34 protein-coding genes are annotated in these 25,808 nt (G+C 34.0%); 23 read left to right on the top strand and 11 right to left on the bottom strand.

The genetic code is table 11. From position 1 onward, the window contains the following. Nucleotides 1-109: 109 nt before the first annotated feature. Both FYJ58_RS02835 and FYJ58_RS02830 read right to left on the bottom strand, forming a co-directional pair. Nucleotides 110-463 (bottom strand): DUF4234 domain-containing protein, encoded by a 354-nt coding sequence (locus tag FYJ58_RS02835; RefSeq protein ID WP_154516945.1) that lies wholly within the window; start codon nt 461-463, stop codon nt 110-112. 39 nt (nt 464-502) lie between these two features. Then, nucleotides 503-1,342 (bottom strand): DUF6612 family protein, encoded by an 840-nt coding sequence (locus FYJ58_RS02830; protein WP_154516942.1) that lies wholly within the window; start codon nt 1,340-1,342, stop codon nt 503-505. Nucleotides 1,343-1,617: 275 nt separating this feature from the next. On the opposite strand from FYJ58_RS02830, the gene FYJ58_RS02825 reads away from it, so the two are divergent. The 4 genes from FYJ58_RS02825 (at nt 1,618) to FYJ58_RS02810 (ending at nt 4,869) form a co-directional block, all read left to right on the top strand. Further along, nucleotides 1,618-2,373, top strand: coding sequence for a hypothetical protein (locus tag FYJ58_RS02825; RefSeq protein ID WP_154516939.1), 756 nt, complete (start codon nt 1,618-1,620; stop codon nt 2,371-2,373). A gap of 190 nt (nt 2,374-2,563) precedes the next feature. Then, nucleotides 2,564-3,838 carry a double-cubane-cluster-containing anaerobic reductase gene (locus FYJ58_RS02820; RefSeq protein WP_154516936.1) on the top strand — a complete coding sequence of 425 codons (1,275 nt, stop codon included), beginning with the start codon at nt 2,564-2,566 and terminating at the stop codon, nt 3,836-3,838. Between the two features lies 1 nt (nt 3,839). Further along, a complete protein-coding gene (locus FYJ58_RS02815) occupies nt 3,840-4,097 on the top strand; it encodes a DUF3343 domain-containing protein (protein ID WP_154516933.1) in 258 nt (85 codons plus the stop codon). Between the two features lie 16 nt (nt 4,098-4,113). Next, on the top strand, nt 4,114-4,869 hold the full coding sequence (locus FYJ58_RS02810; RefSeq protein WP_154516930.1) for an acyl-CoA dehydratase activase: 756 nt from the start codon (nt 4,114-4,116) through the stop codon (nt 4,867-4,869). Nucleotides 4,870-4,897: 28 nt separating this feature from the next. Here the strand turns inward: FYJ58_RS02810 and FYJ58_RS02805 are convergent, their stop codons facing one another. Continuing rightward, on the bottom strand, nt 4,898-5,170 hold the full coding sequence (locus FYJ58_RS02805; protein ID WP_154516927.1) for a hypothetical protein: 273 nt from the start codon (nt 5,168-5,170) through the stop codon (nt 4,898-4,900). 543 nt (nt 5,171-5,713) lie between these two features. Here FYJ58_RS02805 and rpsL point away from each other — a divergent pair. From rpsL to FYJ58_RS02760, 9 genes are all read left to right on the top strand, one after another. Further along, on the top strand, nt 5,714-6,133 hold the full coding sequence (rpsL, locus tag FYJ58_RS02800) for a 30S ribosomal protein S12 (RefSeq protein WP_154516924.1): 420 nt from the start codon (nt 5,714-5,716) through the stop codon (nt 6,131-6,133). Nucleotides 6,134-6,302: 169 nt separating this feature from the next. Further along, entirely contained in the window at nt 6,303-6,773 is a 471-nt protein-coding gene (gene rpsG / locus FYJ58_RS02795; protein WP_328597781.1) for a 30S ribosomal protein S7, read from the top strand. A gap of 182 nt (nt 6,774-6,955) precedes the next feature. Further along, a complete protein-coding gene (gene fusA, locus FYJ58_RS02790; protein ID WP_154516918.1) occupies nt 6,956-9,073 on the top strand; it encodes an elongation factor G in 2,118 nt (705 codons plus the stop codon). Between the two features lie 173 nt (nt 9,074-9,246). Further along, on the top strand, nt 9,247-10,440 hold the full coding sequence (gene tuf, locus FYJ58_RS02785) for an elongation factor Tu (RefSeq protein ID WP_154516915.1): 1,194 nt from the start codon (nt 9,247-9,249) through the stop codon (nt 10,438-10,440). Between the two features lie 304 nt (nt 10,441-10,744). After that, nucleotides 10,745-11,314, top strand: coding sequence for a recombinase family protein (locus FYJ58_RS02780; protein WP_154516912.1), 570 nt, complete (start codon nt 10,745-10,747; stop codon nt 11,312-11,314). A 188-nt stretch (nt 11,315-11,502) separates the two neighbouring features. After that, the gene (locus FYJ58_RS02775; protein WP_154516909.1) at nt 11,503-11,985 is read left to right on the top strand and encodes a J domain-containing protein; all 483 of its coding nucleotides are present in this window, start codon (nt 11,503-11,505) and stop codon (nt 11,983-11,985) included. Between the two features lie 16 nt (nt 11,986-12,001). Beyond that, a complete protein-coding gene (locus FYJ58_RS02770; protein WP_154516906.1) occupies nt 12,002-12,196 on the top strand; it encodes a hypothetical protein in 195 nt (64 codons plus the stop codon). Then, a complete protein-coding gene (locus FYJ58_RS02765; protein ID WP_154516903.1) occupies nt 12,193-12,459 on the top strand; it encodes a hypothetical protein in 267 nt (88 codons plus the stop codon). The genes FYJ58_RS02770 and FYJ58_RS02765 overlap by 4 nt, the downstream gene beginning before the upstream one ends. Nucleotides 12,460-12,462: 3 nt before the next feature. Further along, the gene (locus FYJ58_RS02760; protein WP_154516901.1) at nt 12,463-12,714 is read left to right on the top strand and encodes a hypothetical protein; all 252 of its coding nucleotides are present in this window, start codon (nt 12,463-12,465) and stop codon (nt 12,712-12,714) included. On the opposite strand, the gene FYJ58_RS02755 is transcribed toward FYJ58_RS02760, so the two are convergent. After that, on the bottom strand, nt 12,709-13,029 hold the full coding sequence (locus FYJ58_RS02755) for a helix-turn-helix domain-containing protein (protein WP_154516898.1): 321 nt from the start codon (nt 13,027-13,029) through the stop codon (nt 12,709-12,711). The two genes, FYJ58_RS02760 and FYJ58_RS02755, sit on opposite strands and share 6 nt — an antisense overlap. A 138-nt stretch (nt 13,030-13,167) precedes the next feature. Between FYJ58_RS02755 and FYJ58_RS02750 the strand changes: the two genes are divergently transcribed. From FYJ58_RS02750 to FYJ58_RS02740, 3 genes are read left to right on the top strand one after another with little or no spacing between them, the layout of a single operon-like run. Continuing rightward, nucleotides 13,168-13,551: a hypothetical protein gene (locus FYJ58_RS02750; RefSeq protein WP_154516895.1), complete on the top strand. Its 384-nt coding sequence runs from the start codon at nt 13,168-13,170 to the stop codon at nt 13,549-13,551. 38 nt (nt 13,552-13,589) lie between these two features. Then, on the top strand, nt 13,590-14,588 hold the full coding sequence (locus tag FYJ58_RS02745; protein WP_154516892.1) for a hypothetical protein: 999 nt from the start codon (nt 13,590-13,592) through the stop codon (nt 14,586-14,588). A 30-nt stretch (nt 14,589-14,618) separates the two neighbouring features. Beyond that, complete coding sequence (locus tag FYJ58_RS02740; protein ID WP_154516889.1) at nt 14,619-14,948, top strand: hypothetical protein; 330 nt, start codon at nt 14,619-14,621, stop codon at nt 14,946-14,948. Nucleotides 14,949-15,151: 203 nt separating this feature from the next. On the opposite strand, the gene FYJ58_RS02735 is transcribed toward FYJ58_RS02740, so the two are convergent. Continuing rightward, nucleotides 15,152-16,162: a hypothetical protein gene (locus FYJ58_RS02735; RefSeq protein ID WP_154516886.1), complete on the bottom strand. Its 1,011-nt coding sequence runs from the start codon at nt 16,160-16,162 to the stop codon at nt 15,152-15,154. A 143-nt stretch (nt 16,163-16,305) separates the two neighbouring features. Between FYJ58_RS02735 and FYJ58_RS02730 the strand changes: the two genes are divergently transcribed. The 6 genes from FYJ58_RS02730 (at nt 16,306) to FYJ58_RS15340 (ending at nt 19,888) form a co-directional block, all read left to right on the top strand. Then, the gene (locus FYJ58_RS02730) at nt 16,306-16,497 is read left to right on the top strand and encodes a hypothetical protein (RefSeq protein WP_154516883.1); all 192 of its coding nucleotides are present in this window, start codon (nt 16,306-16,308) and stop codon (nt 16,495-16,497) included. A gap of 176 nt (nt 16,498-16,673) precedes the next feature. Continuing rightward, entirely contained in the window at nt 16,674-17,744 is a 1,071-nt protein-coding gene (locus FYJ58_RS02725; RefSeq protein ID WP_154516880.1) for a hypothetical protein, read from the top strand. A gap of 10 nt (nt 17,745-17,754) precedes the next feature. Beyond that, the gene (locus FYJ58_RS02720) at nt 17,755-17,958 is read left to right on the top strand and encodes a hypothetical protein (protein WP_154516877.1); all 204 of its coding nucleotides are present in this window, start codon (nt 17,755-17,757) and stop codon (nt 17,956-17,958) included. Nucleotides 17,959-18,135: 177 nt separating this feature from the next. Then, nucleotides 18,136-18,345: an ICEBs1 excisionase gene (locus FYJ58_RS02715; protein ID WP_154516874.1), complete on the top strand. Its 210-nt coding sequence runs from the start codon at nt 18,136-18,138 to the stop codon at nt 18,343-18,345. A 33-nt stretch (nt 18,346-18,378) separates the two neighbouring features. After that, nucleotides 18,379-19,431 (top strand): site-specific integrase, encoded by a 1,053-nt coding sequence (locus FYJ58_RS02710; protein ID WP_154516870.1) that lies wholly within the window; start codon nt 18,379-18,381, stop codon nt 19,429-19,431. Between the two features lie 301 nt (nt 19,432-19,732). After that, complete coding sequence (locus FYJ58_RS15340; protein ID WP_408647360.1) at nt 19,733-19,888, top strand: Eco47II family restriction endonuclease; 156 nt, start codon at nt 19,733-19,735, stop codon at nt 19,886-19,888. A gap of 338 nt (nt 19,889-20,226) precedes the next feature. Here FYJ58_RS15340 and FYJ58_RS02700 read toward each other — a convergent pair whose 3' ends face one another. Together FYJ58_RS02700 and FYJ58_RS02695 are read right to left on the bottom strand one after the other, a co-directional pair. Next, the gene (locus tag FYJ58_RS02700; protein WP_154516867.1) at nt 20,227-20,799 is read right to left on the bottom strand and encodes a chromate transporter; all 573 of its coding nucleotides are present in this window, start codon (nt 20,797-20,799) and stop codon (nt 20,227-20,229) included. Next, the gene (locus FYJ58_RS02695; protein ID WP_154516864.1) at nt 20,796-21,386 is read right to left on the bottom strand and encodes a chromate transporter; all 591 of its coding nucleotides are present in this window, start codon (nt 21,384-21,386) and stop codon (nt 20,796-20,798) included. The genes FYJ58_RS02700 and FYJ58_RS02695 overlap by 4 nt, the downstream gene beginning before the upstream one ends. Before the next feature lie 191 nt (nt 21,387-21,577). Between FYJ58_RS02695 and FYJ58_RS02690 the strand changes: the two genes are divergently transcribed. Beyond that, nucleotides 21,578-22,453 (top strand): LysR family transcriptional regulator, encoded by an 876-nt coding sequence (locus FYJ58_RS02690; RefSeq protein ID WP_154516861.1) that lies wholly within the window; start codon nt 21,578-21,580, stop codon nt 22,451-22,453. Between the two features lie 54 nt (nt 22,454-22,507). Here the strand turns inward: FYJ58_RS02690 and FYJ58_RS02685 are convergent, their stop codons facing one another. The 4 genes from FYJ58_RS02685 to FYJ58_RS02670 all read right to left on the bottom strand — a co-directional run bounded on the left by FYJ58_RS02685 (nt 22,508) and on the right by FYJ58_RS02670 (nt 25,671). Beyond that, the gene (locus tag FYJ58_RS02685) at nt 22,508-23,086 is read right to left on the bottom strand and encodes an ATP-binding cassette domain-containing protein (RefSeq protein WP_154516858.1); all 579 of its coding nucleotides are present in this window, start codon (nt 23,084-23,086) and stop codon (nt 22,508-22,510) included. Nucleotides 23,087-23,088: 2 nt separating this feature from the next. Continuing rightward, nucleotides 23,089-23,880, bottom strand: coding sequence for an ABC transporter permease (locus FYJ58_RS02680; protein WP_154516855.1), 792 nt, complete (start codon nt 23,878-23,880; stop codon nt 23,089-23,091). Beyond that, nucleotides 23,858-24,916 (bottom strand): ABC transporter substrate-binding protein, encoded by a 1,059-nt coding sequence (locus tag FYJ58_RS02675; RefSeq protein ID WP_154516852.1) that lies wholly within the window; start codon nt 24,914-24,916, stop codon nt 23,858-23,860. Before FYJ58_RS02675 ends, FYJ58_RS02680 begins: the two co-directional genes overlap by 23 nt. 92 nt (nt 24,917-25,008) lie before the next feature. Continuing rightward, nucleotides 25,009-25,671: a Crp/Fnr family transcriptional regulator gene (locus FYJ58_RS02670; RefSeq protein ID WP_154516850.1), complete on the bottom strand. Its 663-nt coding sequence runs from the start codon at nt 25,669-25,671 to the stop codon at nt 25,009-25,011. Nucleotides 25,672-25,808 lie beyond the last annotated feature (137 nt).

Genomic DNA, 25,808 nt, shown 5'->3' with positions numbered 1-25,808 from the left:
GACTGAGATAACAAATTTCTTTTAAGCGTTTTTTCATTTTATTGTTCACTTCTTTTCAAAAAAGCGGGTATAAAATTAGTTTACACTTTTTTATTCCCGCTTCATTATATTAATAATTTACTTGTTCGTTTGAAAATTTATTTAGCTCATTTTGGATGACGGCAAATGAGATGATTGCACCAAAAAGGTATAGGATTAGGTATAATATACCACTGTTGCCTGATGGATAACCCTGGCGTAATTTAACGTTATCTAATTTCTCACCGCATTTGTATGCCCAATAGAGTCCGTAAATTCCACAAGTGATTATTGTTAGGATAAGTGCTAAGCCACCAGATGGACCAGGTTCTTTTGATATTGTATTTACATCATCGGTCAGACAAACAAACCAATATAAACTGTAAATGCCACAAGTAATAATTGAAAAAATAATACAAAGTGCAATATTTCTTTGTTTTAGCATAAATTTTTCCCTCCTTCAACTTTTATAAAAATGAATTATCTATTGCTGTAATTCTTGTGCGTCTTTTGCTTCTTTAGGAAGTTCAAAGTTTTCAGCATTGTTATAACCAGTATATGTTATATTCATAGTACAGTTGTCAATGGAAATCTTCTGAGATTCGTTACCGGAATCTTTTGTAGTTTCTTTTAGCATCTTGTTCATCATATCTTTCATATCTAATGATATTTTGTAAACATGATAGCTGTCTTTCTCAATAAAAGAAACAATTTTTAAATCTCCCAAATTATCATAGACGGATACATCTGTTCCGGTAGCAGAAAGCTGATCCTTTAAATTGGTGGAGTCAATTAATTTCTTCATTGCGTCTCCAGTGATTGTTCCTTCTACTTTATAATAGCTTTTTCCATCTTCTTTTGTTTCTTCAAATTGAAGTTTGTCTTTACATTCCAGTAAAGCGTCTGTATAAGCGGAATTATTATATCCGTTTATTGTCTGTTCAAAGATTTCTTTGTCTATACTTTGCTTGTACCATTCACCATCAATTTTTGTATAAGTGGCATAAGAGTTATTATCGCTCATTAAATAGAGTTCACTGTCTTGTTTCCCTAAATCCCCTAAGTCAAGTGACATATTAATTTTGGCTTTATAAGGGTTTGTAAATACAACCATATTCATCTCAGTATTCATGTCAACGGATTGTTCATTAGAAGACATTTTCATATTCATAGTTCCGGTTGCAGATACATTCTCTACTTTTTTGGCATTTTCTTGTGCTTTTGTCAGTACGCTAATAGCATTTTCCTTTTTTTGGCATCCTGCAAGTGCTAATATACAGATAAGTATTAGAGCAAAAGCGAATTGTTTTTTTCTTATTTTCATGTTAACTCCTCTCTTAATAATTTTCAGTTTTTTGCGTGCAAATTTACACACATTTACAATTATTATATCAGAGGAGAATGTGCATGACAATAAGAGAATATGCCTAAAATACGATAGGTACGAAAAAAATAATAAACAACAAAAGTAAAAAAAAACCAAACTGATGCAAAGTATGCCAAAAAAGTGCATACTATGCCAAACCTATTGATAAAAAATTGAATTTGGCTTAAAGTAAAGATAATAAAATGAGTAGTAAAAGGTGATGGGGAAAAATTATGATGTTGGAGAATTTAAGTAAGGTTTGGCGAACCGATTATCAAAAGCAAGATCTAGCTGGTCAAAGTAATTTAATAAGTGAGGATGAAGACTTTGAACTGCATCAAGAGATTAAAGATAACTTTGAAAGTATGGAATTGAAGATTGAAATTTCGAAGTTATTGTACAGGGAGCATTATGATATGGCAGCTTTAAAGTTAGAGCGGTTGCGGGAATTGATTGATTGCAGAGAAGGTGCGAATTATCAATATGTTATTTATACCAAAGCAATTATTGATTATTCAATGGGACGAATTAACCAGCAGGAATATTTGGCGGAATTATATTATGCAATACATATTTCAAATCCTTCTTATAAGCCGGAAAAAAGGTTAAAAGGAATATTAACAAGACAGGAAACTTTAATTATAATTAATATAGCACTTTATTACAGAAGAACAAGGCAGAAAGAGATGGCATTAAAAATTCTTTCTCAACTTGCATCTTATTATAGAAAGAACAGCATTAATTTTGAACAAAATGCGGCCGCATTGGTGTGGATTAATATGTCTGAGTTACTGGAAGAAATGGGAGAATATAAGATTGGAGCAAAGATAGCAGAAGAAGGAATTAATTTAGAGTTAAAATATGCAAAGGGAACTTTTTTAGACCGACTTCGGACAAATGTTCGAAATAATGTGAAATATTTGGAAAAGGGAATTAATATACAGGATAATAAAACAGTATGTTTAAAGCATTTGTATGAGATTTTGTAGCGTTTAACCTAGAAATCAATTCTAAATAGAAGATTTCTAGGTTTTTTGCGTTGTCAGAAAAGAAATTAGTGTAGTTATTTAGAATGTGAATGAATCAAACAGGATTATTTGAAATAGAAATGAATGGTGTGTCTTTTTTATGATAGGATAGAGAGGTAAATAATACAATTAGAGAAGAAGGAGTTTTAATATGGCTGATTATAATGAGATGTGGAAAGAACTGGGGATGAATTTGGAGGAGCATGATAAGCTTTGTGAAGTGCTTCCGCAAGCATTTGGAGATGTATTTTTAACGCAGGAGAATCGTCCTGAAGCAATGGATTATTATAATTTTGTGATTGCAGAAATACATGGAGTGCGGCCAAAGGAATTAATCGAGCATAAAAAAAACGGGGGAAAAGTGTTTGGAACATTTTGCATCTATGTTCCAGATGAAATTATATTTGCAGCGGATGCAATTGCTACCGGATTATGCGGTGGTTCTCAATTCTGGGTTCCGGGAGGCGAAAAAGTGTTGCCGGTGAATACCTGTCCACTGATTAAGGCTTCCGTAGGGGCAAGACTTGATAAAACTTGTCCATTTTTTAGAATTGCTGATATGTATATTGGAGAAACGACTTGTGACGGAAAGAAAAAGGCATGGGAGATTCTTGCAGAAGATGTGCCTTTTTATGTAATGGATCTTCCTCAAATGAAAAGGAGAAAGGATGTCACAGCGTGGAAAGAAGAGATAGAAGACTTAAAGAAGAAAGTAGAGGAATTTACAGGAAACAGGATAACGGAAGAATCTTTAAAAAAGGCTATTTCGCTAATAAATGAAAAGAGAAAAGCACTAATGAGATTGTATAATTGCAGAAAACAAAAAGTGCTTCCAATTAGTGGAAGAGATGCATTGGTTATTATGCAGATTGCTTTTTATGATGATCCGGAACGATTCACACAGATGACAAATAAATTATGTGACGAGTTAGAACAGCGGATTGAACAGGGAATTTCTGTAGTAAAAGAAGGAACAAAAAGAATACTTGTTACGGGAACGCCGCTTGCTGTACCTAATTGGAAGCTTCATAATATTATTGAAACAAGCGGAGGTGTTGTTGTCTGTGAAGAAATGTGTACAGGAACAAGATATTTTGAACAGCTTGTGGATGAAACGAAGGTTACATTAGATGAACAGATTGAAGCACTTGCTAATCGCTATATGCAGATTAATTGTGCATGTTTTACACCAAATGAAGCAAGAATTGATGATATCATTCGCCTTGCAAAGGAATATAAGGCAGATGGAATTATTAACCTTAATTTAAAATTCTGCAACTTATATGCAACGGAAACATATAAAGTAGAACGGGAACTTAGAAAAGAAGGAATTCCGGTACTTAGTATAGAAACGGATTATACAGACTCTGATTCCGAACAGTTAAGAACAAGAATTGGAGCTTTCATCGAAATGTTGGGAGAGTAATATGGAGCTTGATTGGTATGTACTTTTTCCAAATCATGAGAATGGTTTAAAGCTTTATAATATTTTAAAAGAACATCAAATCTATGCAGTTATTGCTCCGACACCACGTGCATTAAGTAAAAGCTGTGGTATTTCTTTAAAAATTAAAGAAGCTGAAAAAGAAATTGTAGAACAGTATGCAAATCAGCAACAGGTTCGTTATATTGGAATTGAGTGTTTAAAAAAGAAAGAAAATTCGAGAAGAGACAAATATTGTTAGGAAAGTAGGAAAAAGTATGAATTACGTTGGAATTGATATAGGATCAACAGCCTCTAAAGTAGTTGTTTTGGGGGACAGGTCGACTTCTTTTACAATTCCTACCGGCTGGAGCAGCATAGAAACGGCAAGACTAATCCGGGAGCAGTTAGAACAAAGAGATATTTCCTTAGATAAAAATCAGACAAAAGTAGCCGCAACCGGTTATGGGAGAATAGCGGTTTCTTATGCGGATAAGGTTATTACTGAGATAACTTGTCACGGGAGGGGTGGGAGAGAACTTGCCGGTGATGATTGCATTGTTATTGATGTAGGAGGGCAGGATACAAAAGTTATCTTTGCAAATAATAATGGGGTGTCCGATTTTTTAATGAACGATAAATGTTCTGCAGGTACTGGAAAATTTGTAGAGATAATGGCAAATCGATTGGAAGTGACAATTGATGGACTATTTGACTTAGCAAAGAAAGGAACAGCGGTGCCAATTAGCTCATTATGTACCGTGTTTGCAGAATCAGAGATTATAAATTATATTGGCGAGGGGAGAAAAAAAGAGGATATTGCAGCCGGAATTATAGAATCGGTTGCGGTAAAAGTTTCTCAGCTGTGTCAAAAAAGGGAGTTGAAAGGTAAAATTATTTTGACCGGAGGATTGAGCCATATTGATTATTTTGCGGAAACACTGTCTAAACTGTTAAAAACCACAGTGACCCCATTAAAAGACGGACGATATGCAGGAGCATTAGGTGCTGCACTATTGATAAAAGAACGCTAATATAATTTGCAGCACCCTTTAAATAGGATTAAAATAAATTTCGAAGTTCATCAATCGAAGGTCTTTTTTTGGAATTTTGTCTTATTACGATTTGGTCATCAAAAGATTTGATTTGTAATTCTTCCTGCGTCAATGCATTGTATTGTTGGAGTAATTGGTTTAGCTGTGCTACTTCATTGTTTATTTTCAGAATTAAAGCCTTTTCTTCGTTTGATGTAGAACCCTTTGTCTTTTTTTCAAATTCAAGACACTCTTTGGCAGAATCAAAGGAGTGGCTGAGATCATTTGTACAATATTTCATGCAGAAAAACCGCCTTTCATGGATGTATTTGCCATTAAAATAAGTATAATGTTACCATAGCACAATTTATTTTTGAAATCAATATATAGGTATATTTTACTATAAAAAAATGAAATTTTGGAATAAATCCACAAAAAAAGAAAACGTTGGTAATGTGTATTTTGGCAGTATCTGGTACAAAAGCACAAGAAGCGAAAAAATTATATACTAATCACTGATTATGGGGTTCTCGTTAAGTGTACAGGGATCCATTCTAAAATAACCATTCCTAAGATGGTTACTTATGTTTGTCAAAATGTATTTAAAAATAATTTGACACTTCGGACGATAATACAGTACTGTCCAATATAGTATTAGTTTGATATGGTACTTTCAGAGCCTGTAGTAATTTATCAAAAATAAATTTTTATATATGACATAAAAAACAATTGACAAGTAAAAGATACAACGATATAATAACAGATGCGTGCATTTTAATAAATGTATGCGATGTGTATAGCAGATACATTGAAAATGTAAATTAATTTCAGGAGGTGAAAATTAATGCCAACTTTTAACCAATTAGTAAGAAAAGGTAGAAAGAGTGTAGAAAAGAAATCTAATTCTCCAGCTCTTCAAAAAGGATTTAACTCTCTTAACAAAAAAGCAACAAATGCTTCTTCACCACAGAAGAGAGGTGTTTGTACTGCAGTAAGAACAGCGACTCCTAAGAAGCCTAACTCAGCTCTTCGTAAGATCGCCAGAGTTCGTCTTTCTAACGGTATCGAAGTAACAAGCTATATCCCAGGTGAAGGACATAACTTACAGGAACATAGCGTAGTTCTTATCCGTGGTGGTAGAGTAAAAGACTTACCAGGTACTCGTTACCACATCGTTAGAGGTACACTTGATACAGCAGGTGTTGCTAACAGAAGACAAGCTCGTTCTAAATATGGTGCTAAGAGACCAAAAGACAAAAAATAATTTTTGAAAACAGAAAACTATTTTTTAAAAGAAGAATTTTCACTAATTAAAGAAAGTGCCGGATTAATTTTCGCTTTAAACGATTTTAGAGATAGATAATATAATTCTGGCGCGAACACTTTATAAAGTGAGTACCTATGAATTAATTATTATTAAGGAGGGAAGCAACGTGCCACGTAAAGGACATATACAGAAAAGAGATGTATTAGCAGATCCAGTTTACAACAGCAAGGTTGTAACAAAACTTATCAATAACATCATGTTAGATGGTAAGAAAGGTGTTGCTCAGAAAATTGTATACGGTGCGTTTGAAAGAGTTGCTGAAAAGACTGGCAAAGATGCAGTTGAAGCTTTTGAAGAAGCTATGAACAATGTAATGCCTGTTCTTGAAGTAAAAGCAAGACGTATCGGTGGTGCAACATACCAAGTACCAATCGATGTTAGACCAGATAGAAGACAAGCGTTAGCTCTTCGTTGGATTACACTTTATTCTCGTAAAAGAGGAGAAAAGACAATGGAAGAAAGATTAGCAAATGAAATCTTAGACGCTATTAACAATACTGGTGCATCTGTTAAGAAAAAAGAAGATATGCACAAAATGGCAGAAGCAAACAAAGCATTTGCACATTACCGTTGGTAATCGCTATAAAGCTTATTTCTGTCTATTATATGAATACTTATCAAAGGATTTTGCCCTCTTTCGAAGGCAGAATCCTATTGGTAATATAGGAAAAGTTTATTTACCTGATTTATAGATTCAGATTAAATGATAATAGAGAACAGGTAACAGTTTTTATAGAAGAAATTAAGGAGGAATTATCCTTGGCTGGAAGAGAATATCCATTAGATAGAACTAGAAACATTGGTATTATGGCTCATATCGATGCTGGTAAGACTACAACAACAGAACGTATTCTTTACTATACCGGTGTTAACTATAAAATTGGTGATACACATGATGGTACAGCTACTATGGACTGGATGGAACAGGAGCAGGAACGTGGTATCACAATCACATCAGCCGCTACAACATGTCATTGGACATTACAGGAGCAAAACAAACCTAAAAAAGGTGCGTTAGAGCATCGTATCAATATTATTGATACTCCTGGACACGTTGACTTTACAGTTGAAGTTGAGCGTTCCCTTCGTGTACTTGATGGTGCTGTAGGTGTATTCTGCGCTAAAGGTGGTGTAGAACCTCAATCTGAAAACGTATGGCGTCAGGCTGATACTTACAACGTACCTAGAATGGCATTTATCAACAAAATGGACATTTTAGGAGCTGACTTCTACGGAGCAGTAGACCAAATTAAGACTCGTTTAGGTAAAAATGCAATTTGTCTTCAATTACCAATTGGTAAAGAAGATGAATTTAAAGGAATTATTGACTTATTTGAAATGCAGGCTTATATCTACAATGATGATAAAGGCGATGACATTTCTATCGTTGAGATTCCAGAAGATATGAAAGAAGATGCAGAATTATATCATACAGAATTAGTCGAGAAAATCTGCGAATTAGATGACGATTTAATGATGGAATATTTAGAAGGCAACGAGCCATCTATTGATGCTTTAAAAGCTGCTTTAAGAAAAGCAACATGTAATTGTGAAGCAATTCCAGTATGCTGTGGTACTGCTTATCGAAATAAAGGTGTTCAGAAATTATTGGATGCAATTATTGAATTTATGCCATCTCCATTAGATATACCAGCAATTAAAGGTGTTGATATGGATGGTAACGAAGTAGAGAGACATTCTTCTGATGAAGAGCCTTTCTCAGCATTAGCATTTAAGATTATGGCTGACCCATTTGTTGGTAAGTTAGCATTCTTCCGTGTTTATTCCGGAACAATGAACTCTGGTTCTTATGTATTAAACGCTACTAAGAATAAGAAAGAACGTGTTGGTCGTATCCTTCAGATGCATGCTAATAAGAGAGAAGAATTAGACAAAGTATATTCTGGAGATATCGCTGCTGCTGTAGGTTTCAAATTTACAGGAACAGGTGATACAATCTGTGATGAACAGAACCCAGTTATCTTAGAGTCTATGGAATTCCCTGAACCAGTTATTGAGTTGGCAATTGAGCCTAAGACAAAAGCTGGTCAAGGTAAGTTAGGGGAAGCTTTAGCAAAACTTGCTGAAGAAGATCCAACATTCCGTGCTCATACCGATCAGGAAACTGGTCAGACAATTATCGCAGGTATGGGTGAGCTTCACCTTGAAATTATCGTAGACAGACTTCTTCGTGAATTCAAAGTAGAAGCAAATGTAGGTGCACCTCAGGTTGCTTACAAAGAAACATTTACAAAAGCAGTTGAAGTTGATTCTAAGTACGCAAAACAGTCTGGTGGACGTGGTCAGTACGGTCACTGTAAAGTTAAATTCGAGCCAATGGATGCGAATGCAGAAGAAACATTCAAATTCGAATCTACAGTTGTTGGTGGTGCTATTCCTAAGGAATACATTCCAGCAGTTGGTGAAGGTATCGAAGAAGCAGCTCAGGCTGGTATCCTTGGTGGATTCCCAGTACTTGGTGTTCATGCTACTGTATACGATGGTTCTTACCATGAAGTCGATTCATCTGAAATGGCATTCCACATTGCTGGTTCCATGGCGTTCAAAGATGCTATGCAAAAAGCAGGTGCTGTATTACTTGAGCCAATCATGAGAGTTGAAGTAACTATGCCAGAAGAATACATGGGAGACGTTATTGGTGACATTAACGCTCGTCGTGGTCGTATCGAAGGTATGGAAGATATCGGTGGCGGTAAGATGGTTAAAGGATTTGTTCCATTGTCCGAAATGTTCGGATATGCAACAGACCTTCGTTCCAGAACACAGGGACGTGGTAACTACTCTATGTTCTTTGAAAAATATGAGCCAGTACCAAAATCTGTTCAAGAAAAAATTCTTGCTAACCGCAACAAATAATTGAATTAATAACAGTTACAACGCAATTATAAAAATTGCTTGAAAAATATTCTAATTTGCAATATAATTAGGCATATACGGCGGAAAGCCGCTGCGGAATAATGTAACAAATACCTCAGAGAGAGGAAATATATTGCCCATTAGGGGTGTAATTAAAAGGAGGACTTTTTAAAATGGCTAAAGCTAAGTTTGAAAGAACGAAACCACATTGTAACATTGGTACAATCGGACACGTTGACCATGGTAAAACAACTACAACAGCTGCTATTACAAAAGTATTAGCTGAAAGAGTTCCAGGAAATCAAAAAGTAGATTTCGAGAACATTGATAAAGCTCCAGAAGAAAGAGAACGTGGTATCACAATTTCTACAGCTCACGTTGAATATGAAACAGAAAACAGACACTACGCTCACGTTGACTGCCCAGGACATGCTGACTACGTTAAGAACATGATTACTGGTGCTGCTCAGATGGATGGTGCTATCCTTATCGTAGCTGCTACAGATGGTGTTATGGCTCAGACAAGAGAACATATCTTACTTTCTCGTCAGGTAGGTGTTCCTTATATTGTAGTATTCATGAACAAATGTGATATGGTTGATGATCCAGAATTACTTGAATTAGTAGAAATGGAAATCAGAGACTTATTAACAGAATATGAATTCCCTGGTGATGACACACCAGTTATCCAAGGTTCCGCTCTTAAAGCTCTTGAAGATCCAAACGGAGAATGGGGCGATAAAATCATGGAACTTATGGATGCAGTTGACAGCTGGATTCCAGATCCACAACGTGCTACAGATCAACCATTCTTAATGCCTGTAGAAGACGTATTCTCTATCACAGGTCGTGGTACAGTTGCTACTGGTAGAGTAGAACGTGGTGTACTTCACGTATCTGATGAAGTTGAAATCGTTGGTGTTAAAGAAGAATCCCGTAAAGTAGTTGTAACAGGAATCGAAATGTTCCGTAAACTTCTTGATGAAGCTCAAGCTGGTGATAACATCGGTGCACTTCTTCGTGGTGTTCAGAGAACAGAAATCGTTAGAGGACAGGTTCTTTCTGCTCCAGGTAGCGTAAAATGCCACAAGAAATTTACAGCTCAGGTTTACGTATTAACAAAAGACGAAGGTGGACGTCATACTCCATTCTTCAACAACTACAGACCACAGTTCTACTTCAGAACAACAGATATCACAGGTGTTGTAAATCTTCCAGAAGGAACAGAAATGTGCATGCCTGGTGATAACGTAGAAATGACAATCGAATTAATTCACCCAATCGCTATGGAACAAGGTTTAACTTTCGCTATTCGTGAAGGTGGTAGAACAGTAGGTTCTGGTCGTGTTGCTACTATCATTGAGTAATCTATAAAAACGTTGATTTTATGGGGCTTTCCAATAATGGAGAGCCTCTTTTTTTATGCGTAAAAATAGAATAACATGGACTTGTGACGCTATTTTGACGTTATTATTTGGAATGTGACCTTATTTGTGAGAAAAGATTATCCATATTTAAGCAAGAAAGATATATTGAATTGAATTTAATATTTGTAACCAAAACTTTTAAGATTTGACACCGTTTTAAGGTCTGCGTAAATGCAGGCTTTGAGCGGTGTCATTTCTTATGGTCAAAAGTAAATATCAAATATAGTAAAGGAGTGTAATCAAAATGAAATATGGATATGCAAGAGTAAGTACAAAAGGGCAATTAGATGGTAACAGTATTGAAGAACAGACCACAGCAATTAAAAATCTGTATTCCGATGCTGAAATTGTTGTTGAAAGTTATTCGGGAGCAAAGGAAAGACCGTTGTTTAATCAAATACTGGAAAAAGCACAGCAAGATGATTATGTGATTGTAACCAAATTAGACCGTTTTTGTCGTTCTACAAAAGAGGGATTAGAGTATATAGACCTGTTGATGAATAAGGGTGTTAAAATCCATATTCTGAACATGGGATTGATTGAAAATACCCCAATGGGAAGATTGATTGTTACAAATCTGTTAGCATTTGCGGAGTTTGAAAGAGCTATGATTATTGAACGTACACAAGGCGGTAAGCAGATAGCTAAGCAAAGAGCAGACTTTAAAGAGGGCAGACCTAAAAAGTATAATGCAAAGAAAATAGCTCATGCATTAGAATTATTGCAATCCTATTCTTATCGGCAGGTAGAGGAAATGACAGGTATTAGCAAATCAACGCTTGTCAGAGCAAAAAGAAATCAATCTATATTATAAATCCCCATTAGTGGGGAAAAATATATAAAATTTTGAGAGCCAGTCGGTCAATGGTTCTTGAAAATAAAATGAAGTTGCGAACCCAGCCGTCCTATATATAAGGTTCAAACTTCACGACCTAGACAAGTCGTTAAACTATCTTTTTTTGTTGCCTAAAAATATGTGCTGATGAAAGGAGAAGATGAAGCATGAGAAAATGGTTTAAAGATGTAGCAACGATTGAGCAATTACGAAAGAGGTACAGAGAGCTATTGAAGTCGTACCACCCTGACAATGAAAACGGAAGTGTTGAAATTACGCAGGAAATCAATGCGGAATATGACCTTGTATTTTCGATTTTGAGCACAGAAGAACATTCAGACAGTCAATCTTATACACAAGAAGAAAGAGCCGAAAATGAAGCATTTAAAGAGGTTATAAAGAAGATTATTCATATTAACGCAGACATTGAAATTGTTGGTGAATGGATATGGATTGAAAAAGGTGCTTATGAATACAGAGAGTTATTAAAGTCTGTTGGTTTCCGTTATGCTCCACGTAAAAAAGCGTGGTATTGGCATTTTGGAGAATTTCGAAAAAGAAGTAATAAGGAAATCAGCTTAGATGAAATTAAGGAGAAATACGGCTGTCAAAAAGTAAATCATAGAACTAAACAATATGCTTTGGATTAGAAAAGGAGTGTTTATTATGTGTTATTTTCAAGGGCAGGCAGTAGGGGAATATTGCTCCTGTTGTCGTGAATGTAATTGTTATTTATCTGTATGTGTTCCAGTGGTAGCTTATGGCGGTTATGTATCGGCAGAGTGTGATTTCAATTTCTGCGATTACTGCCCACATTATTCAGAATGTAAAGAAATATGGGGAAAGGCGGTGTCAGAATGAAGTTATTGAATTATGACAGTAAATACTTAATTTTGAGTAATCTTCGTACTGTCGACAATCAGCCAATGCCAAGCAGTCACACCAAAGCACAATATGAAATATTATGCAATTTGATTATTCGGAAGAAAATTTCCCGAAAGTTCTTTGAGTTTATAGTATTTGAATTGTTTGGAGTAAATGACTGGAAACAACTGGATTATGCACAGACATATCAATTAATCCACGTTCTGACATTTTATAATTATGCGAAAGTGAGGGAATGATATATGAATGAATTGTTAAAGAAAATCTATGAAAAAGTTATAAGCCAAGAAGAAGATATTTTTCAGATGGATAAGCGTATCAATGATTGCATGGAAGAATACATATCACGCTACAAAGAAGATTTTTCAGAAAAGGATATGGAACGTATACGGGATTGTGTGTATTATGCGGTTTTGACAAGCCAAATAGAAGCATTTCAAATGGGAATGAAGTATACAGTTAAAACGCTGTTATCTATATTGGCAGATTTATAAAATTTCAATCATTTTTAAAATTTTTTCTTTCTTTTCGCTATCGCAGGTTCTTAGTGCCCGTAATACCTCATTATCCAGTGCCAACGAGGAATTTTCGTACTGGTCAGATAAAAGGTAATCTATTGAGGTATTGAGGGCATTAGCGATAGCCAGTAAAACGTTTAAACTAACTTTTGTATGATTATTCTCGATATTGGAGATATGCGAAGTGTTACAGCTAACCATTTCGGCTAAGGTATCTTGTGTAAGACCCCTGCTAATGCGTATCTCTTTTATTTTTAATCCAAGTTTTTTGTAATTGATTTCCTGTTGCAATTAGAACACTCCTTTGCCTATATAAGTACTTTTATGCTCTAATTGTAATGTCTACTGTTTTATGATAGAATAATCTATAAAAGTTAAAAATACTCATATAGACAATATAAAGAAATGAGGTAGAAAGGTGGAATAGATATGGATTATGACCCAAGAGATGGTGTTTTTCATCAAAAGTTAAGAGAAGATTTTGAAATGCCTTGTAAAAGGTGCGGAGCAACTATTGTTGAAGCTGACCCTCAATGCTGGAAATGTGGTATTAAATTTCCGGGAATATATAGTGCATGTCCAGAGTGTCAGTCTACAAATTTTGAAATCAAAAGAAAAGGGGCAAATTTAGTAAGGGGTGTTGCGAGTGGTTTATTTTTGGGTCCAGTTGGTTTTTTAATAGGCTCATGCTTAGGGAGTGCGGATATCGAATGTGTATGTCTGAATTGTGGTCAGGGGTGGCTGCCATTTCACCCTGCTGTGGGCGGAAGTAGAATGAGTGAAACAAAGAAATATAAGTTAGATGATATTTAAAAACATGATAGAAATTTATAGGGAGAAGTGATGTACATATGAGTTATTTTAATAATCCCCAAACGGAAGAAGAATTAAAAAATCAGTATCGAAGATTGCTTATTAAATATGATTATCGTTCTGATAAAAATATAAAAATAATCGAAGAAATCAGACGGGAATACAATTTACTCCAAATGCAGATAAAACGTGCTAATGGGTATCGGACTCCGACAGAAAAAATATATGACGAAGTAAAAGCATTTACGAAAGAAGTTGGAGAAGCACACCGAGCAGAGGAGCAAAGAATTAACCAACTGAAAAACCATACTTACACAAAAGCGGAAATACAGAGTCTTATTGAAAAAACAAAATCTTGTGTTGATAAAATCGTGTACAGTATCGTTAAAAAGCAGTTAGTGCCATATGTGTCATTGCATAATGTAGTGGCTAGGTGTGACAGCGAACAGATATGCAGATGGTTTAATACACACGCAGTAAGTGCAGTACCTGTCAATCTCCATACAGAATATGACGAGGTAAGAGAAAAGCTAGAGTACGCTTTAAAAAGCAGAAGTAACGATAAAAAATCACAAGAAGCATTTATGGTACAAATGGAAAAGATGATTGGAAATCATATTGCATTGGTTTTTAGAAAATATGAAGATGAACTCATAGACCCTATTGTAATTGCAGAACAGGATATGCGGAAATATGAGGAAAAACGAAGCAGTCAAAAAGGCTATGATTTTGCAAGGATAGTCTTTGTCGGACTTTGGATTGTGATTGTTCTATACGCTTTATTTGAGGGATTAACAAATAAGCATGTTTCTATGAGTACAAGTCTTATTTTAATTGCCATTTCGACTGTTGGTGTATATCTGATGTATTTTTTGATGATAAAGATACCAAGAAAAGTAAATCAAGCCTTTGAAAAGAAAACATATGCAGGTATCGGAAACAGAAAGCATAATAGTCGTATGTCGGAGAAGAAACAATATCAGTCAGATAGAGCAAAGAACAGCCTTATTCAGTTCATTACGAGGTTTTTCGGCTAAAGAAAATGTGAAAGAGAGGAGATGTTTGTTGTGATAATTTTATACATATTGATAGCGGTTGTTGGTGGTGTTATTGCAACTGTTACAGGATTTTTTCAAGACCCAAGTAATAATCCTGTTGGAGCATTGGGAATGATTGTTTTCTGCATTGGATTTTATGGTGCAGTCATTCATTTATGGTTTAAATTATTGAAAGTGTTTTATCCAAAAGCCAGTACAGGCAGACTTTGGGGAATTACAGGATATATTTTATGGATAATCGTTGTTGTCTGTTTGTGTTTCACTGGTATCGGGGCAATATCATTAGTTACAATAAAACATCCGATTAGAGGTTTGATACCAACAAGTGCAGATAAGTAAAATATATGCTATTCGGGCAGAGTACCACCTTAAGTTATAGGGATAATGGTATTCTGTCCTTTTTTGTAACAAAATGTTCTGATTACTGGTTGTTATTTTACGTCTTAATTTTGACAAATTATATTAAATTATGCAATAGCTGTACTAATATACACCGCAGAATCAAAATCTGTTGTATGCTTTATGATTTTTGTGCAAGTATATCACTTTTTGTTACTATATTCTTGAAAGCGTTTTTCCAATTCATTTGCGGTAAATTTGGTATCGTCCACCCACTTTTGAAATCCCTTAAAATCATCCAGTTCTTTGAAATAAATATGGTGCTGTCTACATTCGGTTGACCATTCTTCATAAAGAGAGGGAAGAAAATCGGGGGTTTTATTATATTTTTGCTGTGTACTGGAATTGTAACAACGACTATGCTGATAACCTCTTGCTCTTCTTGCAAGTTTTGCGAAATCATCATCTGTACTATGTTGCATTTTAATATTACACGTTTTAGAGCCGTCTGCATGTTTATATCTGCAATAAATTTCTGATTTTCTGTAATTCGGATAAAACAGTTTATGGCAGTTATGGCATTCAACTACACGTTTTTTTGATAAAAAATATTTCTGTAAATCAAGTACTAAATAGGATAATGTATTTTCTATTTCATATACAGTTACCGGAGTACCATCATCTAATGTCATAATAGACATTGGGATATTTAATTGATTGATTTCATTTTGCAAGTCACTGGTAAAAGCGGAAGTATTTGTTAATAACATTTTTCTGATATGCTGATGTACTTCATCAGACACAAAAATCAGAGGTATATAATTTATAAGATGATTCAAGTCTATTTGCTTATCATTCATAAAATTATATTTGAGTTCATGGAGCAGTAATCGGCTTATTGCCATTGCCTGTTGGGGAGATATATCATCTTTTGCTAATAATTGTGTTGTTGGAGCATATAAGTCTTTGAATATTAAATCTATTACATCTTCACCTATCAAGCGTGGTAATATGGATTTCTTCTGTAATTGTTGAGCCATTTCAAGATAATGATTATGTGTTATAAAGTCTGAAAACAGCTTATACATATCATTGCAACTGGAATTGGCAAGAGAAATTGCAAACTGTCCATATTTTATTTCAACACGCATATTTGAACTTACAATAATAAATCCTGTATCAACATCTATTAGTTTCACATAATTATCTGCCATATATAATCTCCTTTTTGTATATCCATTTAAAATTAAATTTAAAAAGCATATATATAGATTTTAATTTATATTATAAGGATTTATGATGATTATGCAACCACTAATTATGCAACTTCTGTTAACAGAAAGAAAGGAAAGATGTTATGAGCAATGATGAAATCAAACAGTTACTAAAAAAAGAAAATATTTATATGTGGCAGATAGCAAAGGTATTAAACATCCATGAAACAACCTTTGGAAAATGGTTTAGAGAGCCAGTGTCAAAAGAACGTCAAATGCAGATATTATCAGCAGTTGAGAGCATTAAACTATCACGAGTAAAAGAAGAAAAATAGCAAGACAAATAAAGATTACTTAATCAAATATCTGTCTTGATAGTAAGATAACCGAATGACTATTCATGGTGTCAGAGATACAAATAATTCTGATGAATTATTGTATTCTGACATCAGATAGAAGTGTTTTTCGTTAAGTGAGACAGATTATATAAGTCTTGCGGAAAGGAGTAACAATGCACACATTTGAAATCAAATGTAGCATATCTTCTTCCATGTTCCAACAGCTAATGAAACTCCCCAGCCTTGTAAAAGTTTCAAACAGGGTATATCGGACAAATTATTATATGAAAAAGGGGATTACACAGATTGAGATAAGAATATATCGGTACACCTCAAAGACTACAGGCGATACAATTGAACAATTCTATCTGCTGTTACGCTGTAATGCAGGAATGATTATGGGAGAAAATCCTGTACTTGCTTTAGATATGAATAAATACACGAAAGATGAAATAATTGAGAGATTACAAAAAAGGATATATGAAATCAATGAACTTAGATTTTTGAATATCCATAAGTGCGATATGGTCTGTTGGAAAACAGACAGGGTTGATATTACCAAAGATATTGTGTGTACGGATATTAACCCCACACTTGAAATAATTATGTGTAATCTCTCATTTCCATATAAACATTACAACATGAAACCAGTAAAAATAAAAAAAGACAGATACCTGCTAATGACTGAAAGCTGTTATTTCCGCAGTAAATCCCGAACAGTAAATATCTATTTTAAGTTAGTGGAAATAAATAACAATCACAAAATTATTGATGAAGATACTTTAGAGAAAATCGAACATATGATAAGGATTGAAATACAGATAAATAAAAAGGGGATTTATAACCTAAATAGAAGCAAACAGGATAAACGCTCTTTAGAAAATTTTTTGGATAATAACTTCTGTTATTCGTATTTGGAAAAAGAAATATTATCTATTTTCGGAGCAGAAAAGTATGTAAATACTGCTACTGCTAAAAAGCTGATAGACCAAAGCAGATACAGCACATATGATAAGACCGTGTTATTTTCCGTAATTCAGATGATACATAGATATGGCGGATTATATGAACTGGAAAAAGCAATTGTTGATGTAAATACATTTACACCGACAGAATATGGAAATCTTCGGCAATTTCGAGAAAAGTGGCTGAGAAAGATACGTCTATTAGGGATAAACCCTGTTACTATTCCAGACCACTTCGGGGTTACAGAACTTCCAAGTATTTATACATTAATGAAATAGGAGTGATGATATGAAAGGTTCAACTGGAATAAATACAGGAACAATTATTTATGTAAAGAAAAAGAGGACAAGAAAATCAAGATTTTGTAGTTGTAAGAAATGCAAATATGCGAGGGTGGTAGATAATATTGCAAATTGCACGTTGACAGGGGAAATAGCTGTTAATAAGAAAGTTTGTCAGCACTATTTTAAAAGCAAGTGTATTGATAAATAAAAGCAGATATGAAAGGAAGTGGTAGTATGATTGGCTATTGGTGCAAAACAAAAGGTTAAGAGCCACCGACCAAAGTAAACCCTTAACCCTAGAAATATAAGGAATATTCCTGTTAGAAAATTATAACATACAGAGAGTATTCCTTCTACAGTAAATTTATGAAAGGAGTAAAACATCATGAATGAAATTCAAAAAATTTACTATTCTGCAAAAGATATAGCCGAAATGTTGGATGTATCAAAAGCAAAAGCATATGAGATTATCCGAAATCTCAATGACGAATTAAATGCGTCTGGATTTATTACTTTGCAAGGAAAAGTACCAAAAGCCTATTTTAATAAAAAGTGGTACGGATTAAATGAAACACAGTTGGTGGAGGGTGCATAATGCACTCTCTTTTTAGAAATGGAGGTAATGATTATGCCAGCATATAAAGATAAGGAAAGAAACACATGGTATTGTAAATTTTATTATGAAACATGGGATGGTCAAAAGAAACATACCACAAAAAGAGGTTTTCAAACAAAGAAAGCCGCTATCGAATGGGAAAATGAATTTAAAGCGTCTGTAAAGGCTGAAATGACAATGACAGTAGCTTCCTTTGTGAAAATCTATTTCAATGATAAAAAAGGAGAGTTAAAAGAACGTAGTATTAGAAATAAAGAATATATGATGAATGTTCATATTATCCCATATTTTGGAGAAAGAAAAATGAATGAGATAACACCGTCTGATATTATCCAATGGCAAAATGTTATAAGGGAAAAGAACTACTCTGAAACATATTTGCGAATGATACAAAATCAAATGACAGCATTGTTTACTCATGCCTATAATATTTACGGCTTGAAAAGTAATCCATGTAAAAAGATTAAGAAAATGGGAAAATCAGATGCTAACAGACTAGATTTTTGGACAAAAGATGAATATGATAAATTTATTGCTACAATAGACCATGATGATAGATATTATACATTATTTGAAATCTTGTTTTGGACTGGTTGTAGAGTTGGAGAGCTTCTTGCATTAACAAAGAGTGATATTGATTTTCAAAATAACCAAATTCATATATCAAAAACCTATTATCGAATGAATGGTGAAGATGTAATTACCACACCTAAAACGGAACAGTCTATAAGAACGGTTGATATTCCAGAATTTCTGAAAAATGAAATAAAGGATTATGTCAGTAGAATTTACGAGTGTAAAGATAATCAAAGATTGTTTCCTATGGTTTTAGAAGCAGTACAGCATAAAATGAAAAGAAACATTGAAAAGGCAGGAGTGAAGAAAATTCGTGTACACGATTTAAGACATTCGCACGTTGCTTATTTGATACATCAAGGAGTACAGCCATTGATTATTAAGGAACGTTTAGGACACAGGGATATAAAAATAACGCTAAATACATACGGACATTTGTACCCAAGTGAACAAAAGAAAGTGGCAGAGTTATTGAATTGTCAGAAGTAGATTTGTGACCCTATAATGACGTTAAAAAACTGAAAAGACTTATTTTTTACAGAAATAATAGTAGTGAAAAGGGTTCAAAACTGCATAAAATCAACATATCTTTCTTTGAAATACATTCCATAGAAAACGTGAAGGTGGACGTACTGTAGGATCAGGTCGTGTTGCTACAATTATTGAGTAATTAATAGAATTGGTTTAAACGCATAAAATAAAGGACATTCCTTGAATGGAGTGTCCTTTTTTTGTGCGCTTTGCGGTGTACGTCGCTAAAGGAGGAAAGTTCCTAAAAATGTAAGGGCAGATTTTAGAAGATGATGCTTGTGCCTGTCTGCTGGTTGAGGGTATTGCAAAGAAGTTACAGAATATTAAATGGTCGACAAAGGTTGACGGAAAGAATGTGCAGCATTATATGGAGAAGATAGAGACGGAATGCTTAAGAGAATTTACGAATATGTAAAAAGATTGAAATAAAATCTAGAGTTAACTTATAAAAATATATAATATACAAAGGAAGAATTATGGATAAAGAGGACAAACAACCACCTCAGGCAAGTGGGAAAGCAATAAAAAAGTTTATGGAGACATATGAAAACTATTTAAAAGAAGATTTGCAAGGTGAGATAACATCATGATAACGAAAATAAAAAAATAACTGCGCCTATCGTGACGGACGTTTTGGGCAGTTATTTTTCTTTATTAGTGATATTTTTAAACTTTCAGTCTGCTCGAAAAACATTTTTTCTAGTTTTTTAAATTCATTCACGCAAATAGAATAAAGCTTTCTAAATATTCTTTTTAAATCATACCGGCTATTAAGTAAATACAAGTACCAACAACGCCACTCCCTAAAATAATTGTAATTGCATTTGCTTTGAATTTTCTAAGTAAGAAAAAGCACCCTACAAATAGTACAAATTCAATTATCTTAAAATTAGAAAATTGTAAATTATGAAAATCTGTTTGAAATAATGCCAACATAAGGATTGAAATACCAGCGGAACCAATTAAGGCAACGACAGCAGGGCGGAGTGCAGAGAGGACAATTTGGACTCCGGAGAAACTACGATATTTGTAATAAAAATGAGCAAGGGTCAGACAGATTATAAAAGATGGAATAATAACGCCGAGCGTACAAATAATGGCACCGATTACTCCACTTAATCTTGTACCTACAAATGTAGATGAATTAATAGAAATTGGTCCGGGGGTCATTTCGGCAATTGTAATTAAATCAGTAAATTCTTCTATTGTCATCATCTGATGAACATTTACAATTTGGTCTTGAATTAAAGGGATTGCAGCGTAACCGCCGCCTACACTGAATAAGCCTACTTGTAAAAAGCTAAAAAATAATTTTAAAATTGTCATTTGATTGTCACTCCTTTTTTATTTTGCTTGTTTAAGTGAATTAATAAATCTGTAATTCCAATACCCAGACATACTAAGATTATTATCATTGCACTAATTCCAAAGAAATAGGTAGCAATAAATGAAACAATCATCATTCCAATATATAAAGCACGTCTTGTTTTACACACGTTTGTTGCTAAATTATAGACAACATCTAATATAACAGCTGCAACACCGGCACGCATTACTTGAAGAGCAATTGCAATATAAGTATTTGTGCGGAATTGTGTATAGAATAAACAAATCACAGAGATGATAACCATAGGAGGAATAATAGTTCCTAAGATTGCTGTGAGAGCGCCTATGATACCGCCCATACGATAACCGATTATGACAGAAGCATTAACGGGAAGCGGTCCTGGGGAAGATTGGGTAATTGCAGTAATGTCAAGCATTTCGTCTTCTTCTATCCATTTTAGTTCTTCTACAAATTTCTTTTTCATAAGAGATACGATAACAAATCCTCCGCCGAATGTACAAGCACTTAATACAAACATGGATTGGAATAGTTTCCATAATATTTTTTTGTCTACGTTTTTTTTCATACGTTTAAATCACTCCTTCGTTTTAGTTTTCTAATATTTTAGTTTTTGCCATTGACATACTTTTTATTGTAGAATAATTATAGTTATATGTAAAATATATTAACCTTATAAAGTTGATAGGTAATAATTATAATCTAATGAGAAAGGAGATTATGAATGTATTTTCGTGTAAATACATCATATAAGGGAAAATGACAATTCGACATTTAAAAATATTTGTAACAGTTGCAGAAATGGGAAAAATGAGATCTGCTGCAGAACAGCTTCATATTTCTCAGCCCTCAGTAAGTCAGGCAATCCGGGAAATGGAAGACTATTATGGAGTACAACTTTTTGAAAGACTGGCTCAGAGAATTTATATAACAGAAAATGGGAAAAATTTATTGTCTTACGCAAGACATGTAGTAGAATCTTTTGAACAATTTGAAGAAAATGCCTTTTGTGAGGCGAAAAAGGAAATAATTCGAATTGGTGGAAGTGTATCTGTCGGAACGGTATTGCTTCCAAAGCTTTTAAAACAATTAAAATTTCAACAAAAAGAGGCTGAGATTCAAGTAACTGTAAACAATACAGCAGTAATCGAAAAAATGATTGAAAACAATGAGCTTGATATTGCGATTGTAGAAGGAATTGTGAAAAATAGCAGACTTGTGCAAAAGGAAATTATGGAAGATGAGTTGGTGCTGGTTGCGGGAAAAGCACATCCGTTTTTTAACCGGGCTAGTATTCAAATAGAAGAATTAGAAGGTCAGTCATTTGTTTCAAGGGAAAATGGAAGTGCGGAGCGTAACCAATTTGAACAATATTTATTAGAAAATCAAATTAAAATGAAATGTACGTGGGTTTGCAGTAATACGGAGGCAATCAAACAGGCTGTTTTAAATGGTGAGGGACTTGCAATCTTATCACGAATGTTAATAAAAAAGGAACTGAAAGAAGAACAGTTCCATGTTATATCGGTAGAGGGTATTAATATAAAACGTATTATTAAAATGATTTATTATGAAAATAAATATTTTAATTCGACTATGCAACGATTTGCAGAGATTTGTAAGAACTTTACTTAAAGATTTGACTCGCTGAAAAAATGCAATTGAACGATATTAAAATCCATGAGGGGCTTATAAAGTAAGTATTTGAGATGGATTCATAAGTGAAAGTTCCAGTTCATCGTGAGTTACAAATAGGATTGTTTTTCCCATACTTCTTTTCTTTGTATCCTTTATTACGATTTCTTTTGTAGCAGGGTCTAATCCCTTAAAAGGTTCGTCAAGAATTAGCAAGTCGTAGTCGGCAAGTAAAGCACGTAGAATTGCAATCCGACGTTTCATACCACCGGATAATTCATGCACAGGCTTTTGCCAACAGTCATACAGACCGATTTGTTCCATTGCTGATATGAGGTAAGATTTATTTTGTGAAATACTGGTGAGACGAATATTTGCTAATGCAGTTAGATTTTCGCATAAACGGTCTTCTTGAAAAACAGCACTTTTCTTTAAGTTTTTGAATCCATTTAGAACGCCATAATCGGGTTCTTCCAGTCCTAGAAGGATTCGAATTAAAGTTGTTTTACCAGAACCGGAAGGAGCCGTAATTGCAGTTACTTTTCCTTGCGGAATTTGACAGCATAAATCAGTTAAGACAGGCTGATTATGATAAGATTTATAAAGATGTTCAATATAAAGGGAGCGTTCCATATTTAAGATATCCTTTCTAAACGTTCTACAAGAAGATTTAATAATGTTGAAATCAGTTTTTCAAAAAAGATGCTTATAATAATAATTACGATGGTCCATGCAAATAAATCGGCAGTATCAATATAAATTTTTGCATTATATAGTTTTTCGCCGATTGAGTCTGCAGGAATTCCAATTACTTCTGCAGCAATTCCAGCTTTCCAGCATAAGCCAAGACTTAAGCTGCAGGCACTTTGAAAAAATGGAAGAATCTGCGAAAGATAGATATATCGTATTTTTTTCCAAGAAGACAGAGAAAATACCTGTGCCATTTCTAAAAGTTCTTTGTCTGTTGAAGCAATTCCACTAAATACATTTGTATATATTATAGGTAGAACCATGATAAAAGAAATTAAGATAGAAAGGTTTTTTGAAGAAACCCAGATTAAAACCAATATAATAAAAGAGGCAACAGGAATTGTTTTTGTTATCAGGATAAGTGGTGTTAATAATTCTAAAATATATTTGTAGCGGTAAGATAGTACTGCCAATAGAGAACCAGTGAGAACACCACAAAAAAATCCCGTTGCAATCCGTGAAAGTGAAAATAAAATGGAATACCAAAAAGAGCTGGTTAAAATAAGCTCAAACAATCGTTTTATTACCATAATGGGAGAAACTAAAAGAATCGGTTCTCCTATCCATTGACTTGCAATCTGCCAGATTGCAAGCCAAAGAAAAACAGCCCATGGTTTTATTTGAAATGGGATATTTAAATGTTGGTTCGATTGATTATTGTTCGTAGTAGAAATCATCTTTTGGAAGGGCACCTCCTATAGATGCAGGATTTTGTTCAAATAAAGTTTTTAGGTAACCAGAAAGCTTTTCTTTCATCTCTGTCCCACTCATATAAGTTATATTACAAGAAGGAATTGCTTTTTTTGCAACAGCAGAATCGACAATATTGTATTTGCCAATTAATTCGGCGCCTTCTTCTATATTTTTATTTACATATGATATGGACTTTTCATATTGCTTTAGAAAATCAGAAATAATTTCCGGATTTTTTTCTATAAAGTCTTTTTTGGCAACGACAACCCCTGTAATCAATGCCGAGGCATTCTTGCCATCTTTCTGTAATTTATTCCATTCTTTTGTAAGATCTAATGAAACATTTAATGTACTGATTTTGGCCTGAGCTGTTGTCACAAATGGTTGAGGAAGCATGGCAATTGAATTTTTTGAATCTGTAAGTGCAGCTAAGCATTCGGTATGTTCATTTTTCCATTCAATTGTAACATCTTTTTTTGGATCAACTCCATTGTTTGATAAAATATAATTTAAGGCATATTCGGGTGTTGCGCCTTTTCCACTGGCATAGATTGTTTTGCCCGTTAAGTCTTTTACAGATTGAATGGAGTTTCCATTTTCTACAATATAAAGAACTCCCAGTGTATTGACTGCCAATACTTCCATATTTCCTTTTGTATTATTATATAAAACAGAGGCTAAATTAGCAGGAACAGCAGCTATATCTGTTTTTCCCTGGATTAATGCAGGAGTTACTTCATCGACGGAAGCCGCAATGGAAAAGTTATAATTATAATTCATGGATTTATCGGAATCGGCATCATCCATGAATTTTACCATTCCCATAGCAGTAGGTCCTTTTAATGCCGTAACAGAAACATTAGTTTTTGTATCTGTATCTGTGTCAGTGGATTCATTTACTATTTCTTTCGGCTGTTTTGCTGTATTAGTGGCATTATCGGTATTGTTTTGACCAGAACAGCCGACAAGTATGGATAATAATAAAATAATAACTAATTGCATTGATATAAATTTTTTCATATAAACACTCTTTCCCTTGTATATATTTAGGTTAATAAAGGCAACCTATTATCCTTTTGTACTATTTTCAATGATAGTTTCATCATACCATATTATATTGCCTGATACAAAAAATTTTCAAGTTTAGATGTATCAGGAATCGTAATTATATTGCGAGCCTGTTTTAATAATCCATGATGGGTTAAAAGTGCAAACTCCCGAAACAAGGTTGCCCTGCTGATTCCAAGATGTCTGGCTAAATCTTCTCTTGTTCCATCTAGCATTACAATATTATTTTCATCTTTTTGGGTTAATAGATATTCAATCAATTTTCCACGGCAGGATTGCATTGTGAGTAGTTCAATTCTTTGAATCAAAAATTGTATTTTTTGGTTACAGTGCGTGGCGTAGCGAAGGGCAAATGACAGATTTTCTTTCATTGTATCTATTAACGCATTTTTTGAGATAAAAATCAGTTTTGCAGCAGTGCGGCAACATAGAACGGTTTCAAGTTCATTTGGAAGTAAAAGATTTGAGATACCAAAACACTCACCGGTCCTTAATGTATTAAGTTTAATTTCTCGCCCATCTAATGTGACAGAGTATACATCAATGCTTCCAGATGCGATGATACCTACCGATGCATAACCTTTTTCATAATCACGAATCATTTGCCCAGGCTGGAATTTTTTTATTGATAAAGCGTTAAAATCAATCGGGTAATCATAAAACAAAGTTGACTTTGCAAAGACCGATGAGATTTCTTGTTCTGTCATAGTAGACCTCCTAGTATAATAATGATGTAGTCAATTAAGACTACTTAATTAACAAGTTTCTATAAATCAGATAACAGAAGAAGGTGTTCTTCCTTCATCAGATGTTATCATAAATAATTATCATGTCTGACGGTTCC

It is taken from the genome of Velocimicrobium porci (assembly GCF_009696045.1).
Taxonomy (GTDB): Bacteria; Bacillota; Clostridia; order Lachnospirales; family Lachnospiraceae; genus Velocimicrobium; species Velocimicrobium porci.
This window is presented reverse-complemented; position numbering and strand designations above follow the sequence as displayed.